We start from the raw sequence: 13,973 nt of genomic DNA on the forward strand, positions 1-13,973 counted from the left end.
ACCGTAATTGTGTAAACCTATTTTAGTACTAACTTTAAAGTGTAAACTAACACCAGTATTAACAACCAATAGTGTAAACTTTTTTCAGGACGGGTCAATCAAAATCTTGTTTCATTTTGTTTCACTCTGTTTTCACAAACTCCTCATTAACAAAGCAATGAGTCAAAATCTTGTTTCACTTGTTTCATCTGTGTCACACACGCGTGAAACAAACAACGGTATCTGGGGCCTCGTACCTCACTGTACATCAAAACCCCGTTATTTACCCCATACACACATTGTCATCACAGCCTAACAATTACAATTAGCCTTGAGTGTTGCCATACTTTGCCCAAAATAATCCGTTACTTTATAACTGAAAGGCAAAATATGCGTGGTTTCGGATTTTCCAAGTTTACCCCAAACCAAATCCCCAAAGGCGGATTTGATGAATTACTTAAGTTATTTCTGGAGTTGCTCAACTACACCGCGGGCGATGCCGGCGAAGCGCTGGCCTGGCTAAATGAGCTGGACAAGCAGTACAAAATCACCAATGACGAGTACGGCATGGGCGACTTTATAGATGAGCTAAAGCAAAAAGGCTACCTAAGCGACGGTGAACAAGCTGGCGGGTTCAACATCACCGCAAAAACGGAGCAAAGCATTCGCGCGTCTGCACTCGAGGAGATCTTTGGCAAGCTGAAGAAGTCTGGCAAAGGCAACCACCGGTCGCCGCAAAGCGGGCAGGGCGACGAGCGCAACTCTGAGCGCCGCGAGTTTGAGTTTGGTGATAGCCTGGATCAGATAGATATGACACAGTCTATCCACAATGCCCAGGTTAACCACGGCATAGGCGACTTTAAGATGACTGAGCGCGACCTGGAAGTGGAGGAGATGGACTACAAAACCCTCACCAGCACCGTGTTGATGATCGATATATCGCACTCCATGATCCTATATGGCGAGGACCGCATAACTCCTGCCAAGAAGGTGGCCATGGCGCTGGCCGAGCTTATCCGTACCAAATACCCTAAGGATACCTTAGATATTGTGGTGTTTGGTAACGATGCCTGGCCGATTACATTGAAAGAATTGGCTTATCTGCAGGTTGGCCCCTACCATACTAACACCTATGCCGGATTAGAGCTGGCTACCGATATATTGCGTCGCCGTAAAACCTCTAATAAACAGATCTTTATGATCACCGATGGCAAACCTACCTGTTTAAAGGAAGGCACCAAGTACTACAAAAATAGCATAGGACTTGACCGCAAGGTGGTTAACAAAACCCTTAACATGGCAGCGCAGTGCAAACGCCTTAAGATCCCTATCACCACGTTTATGATTGCCAAGGACCCCTACCTGCAGCAATTTGTAAGGCAGTTTACAGAGACCAATGGTGGCAAGGCCTTTTACAGCTCATTGAATAACCTGGGCGAGTATATATTTGAAGATTACGCTAAAAACAGAAGGAAAAACGTCAGGTAGTTGTGCAGATGTGCGAATGACCAATGACCAATGATTAAATGTCAATATGAACAAACAAGATATTACAACCCTGGGCCAATTAAAGCAATCAGGGTATAAAAGTGAGTCGGTGAAGGATGAATTGCGCCGCAATTTGATCACCCAGCTAAAGAAAAAAGAAGAGGGTGGTTTTGAAGGCATCATCGGGTTTGAGGACACGGTGATTCCTGATCTGCAAACTGCTATCCTGTCTCGCCATAACATATTGTTACTGGGGTTACGTGGGCAGGCTAAAACACGTATTGCACGTTTGTTGGTCAACCTGTTGGACGAGTACGTCCCCTACATCGAAGGATCAGAACTATTTGACGACCCGCTGAACCCAATATCATGGTTTGGCCACAGTATCGTTCAGGAAAAAGGCGAGGACACACCGATAGCCTGGATTCATCGCAGCGAACGCTACACCGAAAAGCTGGCAACGCCGGATGTTACGGTTGCCGATTTAATTGGCGACGTGGACCCGATAAAGGCAGCTACGATGAAGCTAACTTATTCGGACGAGCGTGTTATCCACTTTGGCTTGATACCTCGTGCGCATCGAGGCATATTCGTGATCAATGAGCTGCCCGATCTGCAGGCTCGGATACAGGTGTCATTGTTTAACATCCTGCAGGAACGTGACATTCAGATCCGGGGCTTCAAGTTGCGTTTACCGTTGGATATTCAGTTCGTGTTCACCGCCAACCCCGAAGATTATACAAATCGTGGTTCGATAGTTACACCTTTGAAAGACCGTATCGAAAGTCAGATATTAACACACTATCCACGCTCGGTCGAGATCTCGCGCAAGATCACCCAGCAGGAAGCATCGCTTACACCAGACCAACGTGCTAATATTGAAGCTGATGGTTTGGTAAAGGACCTTGTTGAGCAAATTGCTTTCGAGGCGCGTAACTCTGAGTACATCGATAAAAAATCAGGGGTGTCTGCCCGTCTGACTATATCAGCTTACGAAAACCTTATCAGTAATGCGGAGCGCCGCATGATCATCAATCACGAGACAAAGACCTTTGTGCGGATCGCTGATTTCTTGGGTGTAATACCGGCGATAACGGGTAAAATAGAACTGGTTTACGAGGGCGAGTTGGAAGGCCCGGGTAAAGTGGCCAATATCCTGATAGGCAAAGCCATTAAGACATTGTTTGCTAAATACTTTCCTGATCCTGAAAAGGCTAAAAAAGCAAAGGCACCAAACCCCTACACAAAGATCATTAACTGGTTTAGCGACGGCAACACACTCGCCGTTTTAGACGACCTGCCATTGGCTGAGTACAAAAATGCACTAAATCAGGTAACCGGTTTAAAAGAGCTGATCAAGCAATTTCACCCTAGCTTAGCAGAAACACAACGATTGATACTAATGGAGTTTGTGCTGCATGGCCTGGCCGAGTACTCTCAGCTAAGCAAGGGCTTTTTAGATAATGGCTTTGCGTTCTCGGATATGTTTAACAGTTTGTTTAATTTGCAGCCTGACGACGACGATTTAAACCTGGACGACGATCGTTACTAAAGGAGAATGCAAAGTCAGCTGTTTACCATTATACTACTTGGCCTTGGGCTGATATTATTTGATCAATACTTGTTTGGCGGCTTTGTTGCGGCCTTCAAAAAAACCAGATGGGCCAACCATCCACTATTTAAAATAGCTTATACACTATTCTCGCTGGTATTAATTACAGGTACCATCTGCAGCATTTATTTAAACTTGCCTGTAGGTGTACGTGCGGGTTTTTTAATGCTCTTTTTTGTACTGATGGTGGTAAAGGTTACATTCTTCTTCTTTGTAGTTGCCGACGACATCCGCAGAATATCTATCCACAGCAAAAAAGTATCGCCACAAAAGAAAGCGGTGCCTGCCACTGCTAAAGCCGATAACATGCCCCGCTCTGAGTTTTTGATGCGTGCAGGATTGATAGCCGGCGCGGTACCGCTGGCATCTATAGGCATTGGTATTGTCGCCGGGGCTTATGATTATCGCATACGCAAACAAAACTTATATCTGCCCAACTTGCCTAAGGCTTTTGATGGCATGACCGTCGGGCAAATATCTGATGTACACTCGGGTAGCTTTTATAACAAAAAAGCAGTGGTTGGCGGCATAGATATGCTGCTAGGACAAAAGCCGGATGTGATATTCTTCACCGGAGATTTGGTAAATGAGCGCAGCGAAGAGATGAATGGCTACCAGGATGTTTTTAGTAAAGTAAAAGCGCCGCTGGGTGTATACTCCATCTTTGGCAACCATGATTATGGTGATTATTATAAAAAATGGCCAAGCCCGGCTCATAAAGCCAAAAACCTGCAAGACCTGGTGGTTACCCACAAAAACATGGGCTGGGATTTGTTGCGCAACGAAAACCGCCGACTAAAAGTTAATGGCGAAGAAATAGCTATACTTGGCTGCGAAAACTGGGGCGAGCTAACCCGTTTCCCAAAATATGGTAAAATGGAGCCTACCTTAAAAGGCACTGAAGAGTTGCCGGTAAGGCTACTTTTGTCGCACGACCCTTCGCATTGGCAGACAGAGATATTGCCGCATTACCCCCAGATAGACGCCATGTTTTCAGGACATACCCATGGCATGCAATTCGGTGTTCGCGCCGAACATTTTCAATGGAGCCCCGTGGAATATGTGTATAAGGAATGGGCAGGCTTATACCACGAGAAGCATCAGCAATTATATGTAAATGTAGGTTACGGTTTTCTAGGTTTCCCGGGGAGGGTTGGAATATTGCCGGAGATTACGATATTTACGTTACGGGCTGCCTATGACCCTTTACTGCAAAAAGGTTAACCACTAGTAAAGGGCCGCTCATTACCCATGAAAAAAATATTACAATCGGTTTTTGATTTCCTGCTGTACAGCAATATTTTTATGTCACTGTGCGCGGTGGCGCAGGGCTTGGTTACCTTTCATTTAATAGCCTCTGTGCCTAACTATACCGTATTGAGCCTGCTGTTTGTGTCTACGCTGGCCATCTACAATTTCTCTATCCTGTTAACCAGCTCAAAGCACCCCGAAAAATCTGACAAGGCTAGCATGCGATGGTTTTTTGGCCACCATAGGCTAATGGTAACGGTTACTATTATCTGTATACTATCGCTTATACCATTATTTTTCCTGATATCGATCGAATCACGACTACTCCTCATCTTCCTAGCGTTGATTTCCTTTGCCTACAGCTTGCCGCTGTTTACCCTGGGCGACCAAAAATTTGGTTTACGCAACATACCCGGCTTAAAGCAATTTCTGATCACCCTGGTATGGACGTTAAGTACCGTGTTGCTGCCTATTATGGAAGCACAAAATCTTAACTTCACAAATATCAACCTGCGCGATACCATGATATTGTTGGCCAAAAGGTTTTTGCTGATAGCAGCATTAACCGTCCCTTTTGATATTCGTGATTTATTTGAAGATCGCGAATCAGGCTTAAAAACCATCCCGGTCGCCGTCGGCGAAAAGCGGGCATACCTGTTTTGCCAGATCTTGTTGGGCGGATATATCGTGTTATTATTTTTGTTCCGAAACAACGGCTTTAACAAAGATTTTTTTGCTTTAACACTAACTGCCATACTTACCGGCTGGCTCATTTTTAAATCAAAATGGAAAAGTAAGCCATACTTTTACTTTTTTTACCTTGATGGCGTATTGATACTACAATATGCAATGCTGGTATTGTTTAGCTATTTGTAAGCTATGGCATCAACCAACTATGATAATGCTGCCTGGTTTTACGACCGATTATCTAAACTGGTTTATGGAAAAGCACTTGTCAGCTCGCAACTTTTTTTGTTACCATACATTACAGCTAATGCAACCATATTAATTGTAGGTGGCGGCACTGGATGGGTGCTGGATGAAATAACTCGCTTCCACCCCGCCGGGTTGAAGATCACTTATGTAGAAGTGTCTGAAAAAATGATGGCTAAATCGCGAAAACGACATATAGGCCAAAATGAAATAAATTACATAAATGAACCTATACAGGATACGCGCTTGACCGACAACTACGATATTGTAATTACCGCTTTTCTATTCGATAATTTTAAAGTGGACATCTTGCAAAAGGTATTTGCCGTGCTACATCGTCGCCTTAAACAAAACGGGCTTTGGTTGAATACCGATTTTCAACTAACCGGCAAATGGTGGCAAAGCGTAATGCTAAAAAGTATGCTGCAGTTTTTCAGAACGTTGTGCGATGTTGAGGCCAGTGCGTTGCCGGATATTGATGGGCTGTTTAAAGATTACCAAACAATTGAGAGCAAAACTTTCTTTGGGGACTTTATAAGCTCAAAAGTATTTAAAAAATAATGTCATTGCGAGCCTAGCGTGGCAATCGCGAACCTTGCAGCGTGCGATCGTGTCATCCTCGCAATGACAAAATTTAGAGCTTTACGCCATATAAGCAAACTTATACCCTACGCCTCTTACGGTTTGCAGGTATTGCGGATAATCCGGATTGGTTTCAATTTTTTTACGCAGGCGGACAATGTGCATGTCAAGCGTGCGGGTATTAACATCGGCATTGTAACCCCAAACTTCCATCATCAGCTCTTCGCGGTTAATTACCTTGTTTTTATTTTTCAGGAAGTATAAAAGAATGCGGTTCTCCAATATGGTCAACTCTATTTTACGGCCATCACGTAACAAAAGGTGCGTATTTGGATGATGCTCCATATTGGCAAACGCATAGGTTTCGCTTTTCTCGCTGCTGGTTAGCACAAACTTAATTTTGTTCTCAATCAGTGCCACCAAAACATCCATATTAAATGGCTTGGTCACATAGTCGGACACACCGAATCCGTACGCTGTAATTTTGTCAATATCCTGCTGTTTTGCGGTGGTCATAATTACAACGCCTTCAAATCCTTTATTGCGTACATTGGTACAAACTTCGGCGCCCTGTTTGCCCGGTAGCATCCAGTCTAACAAAACAATGTCTGGCTGCTCTGCTAATATCAGCGTTTCCGCGTCGTCGCCATTGCTAGCTTCTAATACTTTATAACCTTCAGACTCTAACCTTTCGGCAACCAAAAATCTTAAGTTTTCGTCGTCCTCAACAAGCGCAATCTTAATTTCCTTATTCATAAATTTAGTTTTCGTATGGAAGCGTTACCGTAAACTCAGACCCTTCGTCAACCTTACTTTTAACGGCTATGTCGCCTTCCATAAAGTTAACCAGTTCTTTGCAAAATGCCAGCCCAAGGCCCACACTCCCGTTTTGATTATATTGGTTCTCTAATCTATAAAATTTCCTGAATATATTACTCAACTCGTTTTTAGGTATCCCTATGCCCTTATCGGTAAACAAGAATATAATATTACGTTTTTCGAGGCTGATTTTTATAAAAAGTTCCTTTCGGTCAGGGTGCGAATATTTATAAGCATTCTCAATCAGGTTTTGAAAGACGCTACCTAACAACACGGTGTCAGTCTCAAAAGTTTTAATCTGCTTTTCAATGGCATAATCCAGCTTAAATAGCGGGTATTTTATTTTAAAAGTATCAATATATCCTTTTACAAAAGCTTCAACCTTAATTTTATCTCTTTTTATGGTGATGGACTTATTTTCCAATTGGGTAAATGATAGCAGCTTATTCATCAGCTCGTTTAGTTTGTCGGCTTCTTCATCCAAAATTCTGCCGTAATGTTTACGCTGCCGCTCGGTGAGTTCGTTGTCGCCTTTAAGGTTTGAGCCTGCAATTTTTATAACGCTTACCGGGGTTTTAAACTCGTGCGTAAAGTTGTTTATAAAATCATACTGCAGCTTAAACATCTTGTCGTTCACACTCAAGTTACGGTAGATGAGCCACCCTATCAGCATAAAAATAGCGTACACCAAAAATATAACAATGGCAACCGGCAAGAAGCGGCGATAGATCTCGCTGTTCAAATACTCGCGTGGAGAACTGAAATAGAGCTTATAATCAGAAAATGCACCGGGAAGGGCAACCTCGTCGGTAATTACCTTGCTATGGTCTATATCCGGTGGATCATACGACACTTGTTTAAGCGTTACAGATGTATATAGCTCAGGGTGTACGTTTCTTATCTGCACTTTGTACGGGTCCAGATAAAAGGTCATCATGTTTTGCCGATAAAACAACCCGGAGTTCCTACTCGCCTGCAGGTCATGATAGCTCTTTAAATCGGCATTCGAGGGGATATTTAAAAAGCTGACTTTACCGGGCCGTGTATTGTAAAACGATGCGGGCTGGTCAATGCCCGGGCCGCGCGTAGTGTCATACGTTGCTATATAGCTATTTAGCTTTTCGGCCATTTGCCTAAGATCTATCGTATTCACCTCTTCACTTGCGCGGGCGTTACTTTCAGTGTGGCCCACCGGGAAGTACTGCTGTATAGAACGCGCCTTAACGGCCAGGTTATTTGTAATATCAGTATTAGGCGGGCTATCAACAATTACCTGATAAAAAACAACTTTACTAACAAATTTAAAGTTTTTAAAAATGGAATCAGTGTAGCTTTTCGCTAAAGCAGAATCTAGTAAACCCGAATATGAATTTATCTCGAATATTTTATTTCGATACAGGTCATTATAGGGGCTGATAACGGATTGATCTGCAACGTTATTTTTTTTAACGGTAAAATCAACCTCCACATTTCGCGCGGTTAATTTATAAGCCACCACAAGCCCGACAATAAGCGTAGCGGTTACAAGCGTCAAAAAAGCAATAATGAGCGACGAGTTTTTTCGATAAACGGTATTAGGCTGTTTCATACCTTAATGGCTTAAGGTTTAACATGCATATTGGCATCAAGAAACTTCTCTATTTCGGCATAGTTATCCAGGCGTCTCTTATCGCCCCCTACAGATCCTCGCTCGCTTGTATCAAGAGAATACTTTACAGGCACATTACGTTTCTGTAATTCGCGTATGTAATGGTTCAATTCCGGTATGTTGGCGCGCCTGTCCCGCGAGTCTTGCAAAAAAAATACCGGCACTTTAGGCTTATCATAATGAAATACCGGCGATATGTTTTTTAATAGCGCCGGTTCTTTAAGTGGGTCGCCAATAGTGGCGTACATAATTTGCCGGCGTTGCAATAAATACGGCGGCGTTGTTATAATGTACGTAAAAAGATTGATCATACCATTTTGCACTATGGCGCAACTATACAATTTAGGATTAAATGACAGCGCGTGCAGCGCACAGAACCCACCAAACCCGCGGCCATAGATAGCAACTTTCTTAGGATTGGCAATTTTATTGGCAATAAGCCAGTTTACACCATCGGTAATGTCTTGCTGTATTTTGCCGCCCACTTCTTTAAAGCCCGCACTATAATAATACTTGCCATATCCCGATGACCCTCTATAGTTAACCTGCAAAACAGCAAAACCCCGATTAGCAAAAAACTGCACATCTGCATTATAATCCCATCTGTCTCGCTGCCCAAGCGGCGCATCATGAGGCATCACTATAACGGGCAGGTTAGTCTTGTCGTTAACAAGCGGCAGGGTTAGGTAACCGTTAATCACCAACCCGTCGCTGCTAGTGTAGTGAATTGGTTTTTTTTCACAAAGCAGCTCAGGATCTATGGTAGAGTTATCCACCAACTTAGTCAGTCGCTTTTCTTTACGTTCATAAAGATATATGGCCCCTCTGCTACGGTCTGTAAAAGTTTGTATTATAAATCTATTTTCGGCAATATCTCTATCCGTAATGTTTACTTCGTAACCGTCAACCAAGTCAGATAGTTCCTGGTAAAGTTTTTTGGTATCGTTATTAAAAAAATGCCGCTGTGGCTTACCGTCCTCCCAACCCACAAACTCAAGACGGCTTTTCATTTTGGAGTAATCTGCGCGTTGTATGTCTACATTCTTAGTTTCGTAAATCACGCGTTCTTCACGGCCATTTTCGGCATTAATTTCGACAAAAGCTGTTTTGTCCCGGCCAACATTTGATAGCGCATAAAAATTATTGCGTACACCATTAAAAGCTACCATGCGCACAGAGTTCCTGAAATTGTTTTTTATGATAGGTCTAAACGGGGTATTATCGTCGGGCCTGTATAATATGGTTTCGTCAATATTATCTGTTGACTTTACAAGGCGGATATTGGCATCAGCATCCACCAAAAAATCGGTTATGTTACCGGGATTAACCAGGTAAGTTTTCAATTCGCCGGTTCGGATATTTAAACGGTACACATCAAAATTTGCCGAGTCACGCTTGTTCATGCTGATGGTAATTACGTCAGGCGTAAGACGGTTTTTATTAAGTATTCTTACTTCTGCTTTCCCTTCGGACAAGATGGTTTTTACCGTTAGGGTATTTACGTCTAATACCGACAGAAGGCGTTTATCGCGCGACTTATCGTCCTGCGCAAAAAGCATCTGGTTATCATAAGTCCAGTTATAATCTCCGCGCACACTGTAATCACTAAACGATGTGGCCCTTATTACGTCGCTGGTGTCTATTAATGATTGTATAAAGATGTTTTGCCTGTCTTTATATTTTTTTAAGTAGGATATGTATCGACCGTCAGGCGAGATCCTGAAAGAAGTCTTTTCGGGGTTTTTAAGAAACTCTTCGATAGGTATCTGGGTGATCGTATTTTTATTGCACGAGCAAAGTGCAGCAACTACAAAAGCCAAAATAAACGTTTTCACTATGTTCCTCACTCTTCTTAAAATTCAGTTAATCCAACTTACTAGGATGTCAAAGTAGCTAAATAAGTTAGCTTGTGTAAATATGTCACTACAATTTTACTGCTTAAACACGTTATTTAATAACGCGTAAGCACTGCTTAAATTTAAAATATTTATTTTTATGGTTATGAAGCGATTGCTGATATTGTGTTTTCTTGTTTTTTGTTCTTGGGCTAACGCGTTTGCGCAAAGTAATGACCTGCTTTTAGCCCGTCAATACAACACGAACGGCGAATATCAAAAAGCGCTTGAAATATACCAGAAGCTTTATAAGCAGGATAACGATGCTTACTTTTCCGGCTATATAAATACCCTGTTAGCCCTTAAAAGGTTTGATGATGCCGAGAGCGCTACAAAAAAAATGATGCGAAAGTACCCTACCGCTATTGAATATACCATACAGTTAGGCACCATATACACGCAAAAAAAAACACCCGAAAAGGCCAACGCGCTTTACGACGACCTGATAAAAAATCTACCTGCCGACCAAGGCAAAATAACAATACTTGCATCGCAATTTTACCAGGGCGCAAACGCTAATTATGCTATTAAAACCTTTTTGCAAGGCCGCAAGCTGCTAAACATTGACGATGCCTTTGCTTATGAGTTGATTACACTTTACCGTTTCAAAAAAGATAAGCAGGCGTTAACCGAGGAGTACCTCAATATTCTGCCTAAAAACCCATTGATGGTTAACCAGGCACAAAATGCTTTGGTTACCTTATTTGAAGGCCCTGCCGACTATGACATGCTGCGCGTAGCGCTGCTTAAACGCATACAGAAAGATCCGCAGCAAGTTGTGTTTGTAAATATGCTAACCTGGCAATTTCTGCAGCAAAAAGATTTTGACCAGGCGCTTAACCAAGCTTTAGCCCTTAGCCGCCGTACTATTAATGATGGGAGCGATATTTATGAACTTTGCAGCACCCTGGTGTATAACGAAGCATATGACACCGCCATACGCGGGTACGAATATTTGATAAGCAAAGGTAAAGAGCAGCCTTTTTACGTTACCGCGAAAATTGAGCTCATTAACACTAAAAACTTAAAGGTAACAGCCGGCAAATATGTGGCCAGCGATCTTATCGAACTTGAAAAAAATTACATCGATCTGCTTGCCGAGTTTGGTCAAAACACGTCGACCGCTTTTGCTATGCAGCGGTTGGCCAATCTGCAAGTATTTAAGCTGCATAAGTTAAATGAGGCGCAAAAAGTACTAGAAGATGCCATAAAGCTGCCACAAATCAGACCAGCATTACTTGCAGCCTGTAAGCTGGATCTGGGCGACATTTACCTATTAAATGGCCAGCCTTGGGAAGCTACTTTACTGTATAGCCAGGTAGAAAAAGAAGCGCCTAATACGCCGGTTGGGCAGGACGCCAAATTTAAAAACGCGAAGTTTGCCTACTATACGGGCGATTTTAATTGGGCCAAGGGACAGTTGGATGTGCTAAAGGCTTCAACATCTCAATTGATAGCTAATGACGCGCTTAATTTGTCGTTGTTAATTGCCGACAATTTGGCAATAGACTCTGCTGGTACTGCATTAAAAATGTACGCCCGTGCAGATCTGCAGGTTTTTGCGCAACAACAAAACAAGGCGATACAAATATTGGATAGCATCAATATAAAATATCCTGATAATCAACTGAGCGACGATATCTCTATGGCTAAGGCACGCATAGCCATACAGCAAAAAAGCTATACCGACGCGGTTACCTACCTTAAAAAAATTGTCACCGAACACCCGGCCGAGTTATGGGCCGACGATGCTATTTTTATGCTGGGCGATATCTATGAGAACCAACTCAATGATAAAGAACAAGCCAAAACACTTTATCAAAAAATTATTACCGATTACGCCGGCAGCCTTTACATTAACGATGCGCGGAAACGTTTCAGAATTTTGCGCGGCGATACTGCATCATAATGATTTAACCAAAATACTAATGGCATAATTTGTACTTTTGCCGAATGATTACTTATAATGAAACCGTTATAGTGGACGAAGGCGTTCATAAACAATGGTTAAGCTGGGTGAAAACCGAGTACATCCCCATGGTAATAAAAACCGGCTTTTTTAACTCGTTCAAGATATTAAATGTTCTTGATTCGCCTAACGAGGGGGTTACGTACTGTCTCCAATTTTTTACAGATAGCCGCGAAAAATATAACGAGTACAATGTCCATCATTTTTTAGGTATACAGACCCTACATCAACAAAAATTTGAAAATAAATTTGTGTTATTTAACACATTAATGCAAAGCATAAACTAAATATGAAAATTATCCAGACCAGTATAAGAGACCTTGTAATTATTGAACCTCAGATATTTAAAGACGACCGTGGTTATTTTTTTGAAAGCTACAGTAAAACAAAGCTAGCCGAAGCTGGCATTAACATTGATTTTGTACAAGACAATCAGTCGTTCTCGCACAGAGGCACCGTTAGGGGTTTACACGCACAATCAAACCCTTTTGCACAGGCCAAATTAGTACGGGTTATACAAGGCCGCGTGCTTGATGTAGCGGTGGATATCCGTAAAGGGTCGCCTACTTATGGTAAATTTGAGACTATAGAATTAACGGGCGAAAACAATCGCCAGTTTTTAGTTCCTGAAGGATTTTTACATGGCTTTGCTACTTTAGAAGACAACACCATTTTTGCTTACAAGGTTAATAGCTACTACGCCAAAGGACATGAAGTAGGTGTTAAATGGAATGATCCTACCCTAGCTATCAACTGGGGTATCGACGAAAAAGACACTATTATATCCGCTAAAGACGAGCTGTTGCCTACCTTTGCAGATATGGACAGCCCCTTTACTTATTAGTAAGCTAAACTATACGTTATGAAACAAGAGAGGCTAACCGCGCGGTTAGCCTCTCTTGTTTATAGGGTATGACTACTTGGTGATGAGGTTATACAACTCATCCAGTTTAGGGCTCAACACAATTTCTATACGGCGATTTTTAGCTAGTGCCTCTTCGCTCTTAGCTTCGTCAATTGGCTGAAACTCGCTTTTACCGGTGGCGGTTAAACGTTTTGGGGCTATGTGCTCAACCTCGGTTAAATAACGCGTGACTGATGTCGCACGCAGTACGCTCAGATCCCAGTTATCTTTTATCTGGCCAAGGTTACGTATACGTTTATTGTCGGTGTGGCCCTCAACCGCCATGTTAATGTCGGCCTCTTTATTCATTACTGCGGCTAACTGTTTTAAGGCCGCCTTACCGCGCTCGTCTATAACAATACTGCCAGACGGGAATAACAATTTATCAGTTAAAGACACATATACCTTACCATTACGGATATCAACCGATAAACCGTTTTGCTGGAAACCGAGCAGGGCCTTTTGCAACTTATCTTTTAAAGCGTTGGTCGCTTCGTCGCGCTTGCGCAAAATATCCTCAACCTCTTTTAAACGCTTCTCACGAGTTTGTAAATCGGTCGAAAGTTGACTTACTTTAGAGTTTGTTGATGCCAGGTTATTATTTAGTGCGTTATACTTGTTGGTTAACGCGTCGTAACTTTCTTTTTGAGCAGCATTGGTTGTGCGCTGATCTGTCAGTAAGCCTTTAAGCGTTGCTATTTCTTTATGCAAGCGGGCGGTATCGCTTTGTAATTGAGTAATAAAGCCGCCAAGGGTACCGGTACGGTTAGTGAGCGAGTCGCACTCAGCGACCATACTTTTATATTTTTTGGTAGACAGGACTACGCACGAGTTTAAACCAGTGCAAATCAGTAGGGCAAAAAACAAATACTTTAATCTCATTAATGTTTATT

General features: G+C 42.4%; 12 protein-coding genes. 8 read left to right on the forward strand and 4 right to left on the reverse strand.

What is annotated here, in order from left to right:
- Window positions 1-369: 369 nt before the first annotated feature.
- The 5 genes from ACFSYC_RS00005 to ACFSYC_RS00025 are packed head-to-tail and all read left to right on the forward strand — an operon-like array spanning window position 370 to window position 5,824.
- Entirely contained in the window at window positions 370-1,467 is a 1,098-nt protein-coding gene (locus tag ACFSYC_RS00005) for a vWA domain-containing protein (RefSeq protein ID WP_377121922.1), read from the forward strand.
- 46 nt (window positions 1,468-1,513) lie between these two features.
- The gene (locus ACFSYC_RS00010; protein ID WP_377121925.1) at window positions 1,514-3,019 is read left to right on the forward strand and encodes a sigma 54-interacting transcriptional regulator; all 1,506 of its coding nucleotides are present in this window, start codon (window positions 1,514-1,516) and stop codon (window positions 3,017-3,019) included.
- 6 nt (window positions 3,020-3,025) lie between these two features.
- Window positions 3,026-4,303 carry a metallophosphoesterase gene (locus ACFSYC_RS00015; protein ID WP_377121928.1) on the forward strand — a complete coding sequence of 426 codons (1,278 nt, stop codon included), beginning with the start codon at window positions 3,026-3,028 and terminating at the stop codon, window positions 4,301-4,303.
- A gap of 27 nt (window positions 4,304-4,330) precedes the next feature.
- Window positions 4,331-5,206: a UbiA family prenyltransferase gene (locus tag ACFSYC_RS00020; protein ID WP_377121931.1), complete on the forward strand. Its 876-nt coding sequence runs from the start codon at window positions 4,331-4,333 to the stop codon at window positions 5,204-5,206.
- A gap of 3 nt (window positions 5,207-5,209) precedes the next feature.
- Window positions 5,210-5,824: a class I SAM-dependent methyltransferase gene (locus ACFSYC_RS00025; protein ID WP_377121934.1), complete on the forward strand. Its 615-nt coding sequence runs from the start codon at window positions 5,210-5,212 to the stop codon at window positions 5,822-5,824.
- A gap of 81 nt (window positions 5,825-5,905) precedes the next feature.
- Here the strand turns inward: ACFSYC_RS00025 and ACFSYC_RS00030 are convergent, their stop codons facing one another.
- From ACFSYC_RS00030 to ACFSYC_RS00040, 3 genes are read right to left on the reverse strand one after another with little or no spacing between them, the layout of a single operon-like run.
- Complete coding sequence (locus ACFSYC_RS00030; protein WP_377121937.1) at window positions 5,906-6,601, reverse strand: response regulator transcription factor; 696 nt, start codon at window positions 6,599-6,601, stop codon at window positions 5,906-5,908.
- A gap of 4 nt (window positions 6,602-6,605) precedes the next feature.
- Window positions 6,606-8,252, reverse strand: a complete 1,647-nt coding sequence (locus tag ACFSYC_RS00035) for a sensor histidine kinase (protein ID WP_377121940.1) — start codon at window positions 8,250-8,252, stop codon at window positions 6,606-6,608.
- 11 nt (window positions 8,253-8,263) lie between these two features.
- Window positions 8,264-10,147: an alpha/beta hydrolase family protein gene (locus ACFSYC_RS00040; RefSeq protein ID WP_377121943.1), complete on the reverse strand. Its 1,884-nt coding sequence runs from the start codon at window positions 10,145-10,147 to the stop codon at window positions 8,264-8,266.
- A gap of 166 nt (window positions 10,148-10,313) precedes the next feature.
- Between ACFSYC_RS00040 and ACFSYC_RS00045 the strand changes: the two genes are divergently transcribed.
- From ACFSYC_RS00045 to rfbC, 3 genes are read left to right on the forward strand one after another with little or no spacing between them, the layout of a single operon-like run.
- Window positions 10,314-12,116, forward strand: coding sequence for a tetratricopeptide repeat protein (locus ACFSYC_RS00045; protein WP_377121946.1), 1,803 nt, complete (start codon window positions 10,314-10,316; stop codon window positions 12,114-12,116).
- A 44-nt stretch (window positions 12,117-12,160) separates the two neighbouring features.
- Complete coding sequence (locus ACFSYC_RS00050) at window positions 12,161-12,463, forward strand: DUF4286 family protein (protein ID WP_377121949.1); 303 nt, start codon at window positions 12,161-12,163, stop codon at window positions 12,461-12,463.
- A 2-nt stretch (window positions 12,464-12,465) separates the two neighbouring features.
- Entirely contained in the window at window positions 12,466-13,020 is a 555-nt protein-coding gene (rfbC, locus tag ACFSYC_RS00055) for a dTDP-4-dehydrorhamnose 3,5-epimerase (RefSeq protein ID WP_377121952.1), read from the forward strand.
- 72 nt (window positions 13,021-13,092) lie between these two features.
- Here the strand turns inward: rfbC and ACFSYC_RS00060 are convergent, their stop codons facing one another.
- Window positions 13,093-13,962 carry an OmpA family protein gene (locus tag ACFSYC_RS00060; protein WP_377121955.1) on the reverse strand — a complete coding sequence of 290 codons (870 nt, stop codon included), beginning with the start codon at window positions 13,960-13,962 and terminating at the stop codon, window positions 13,093-13,095.
- Window positions 13,963-13,973 lie beyond the last annotated feature (11 nt).

Source organism: Mucilaginibacter antarcticus (assembly GCF_042686155.1).
Taxonomy (GTDB): domain Bacteria; phylum Bacteroidota; class Bacteroidia; order Sphingobacteriales; family Sphingobacteriaceae; genus Mucilaginibacter; species Mucilaginibacter antarcticus.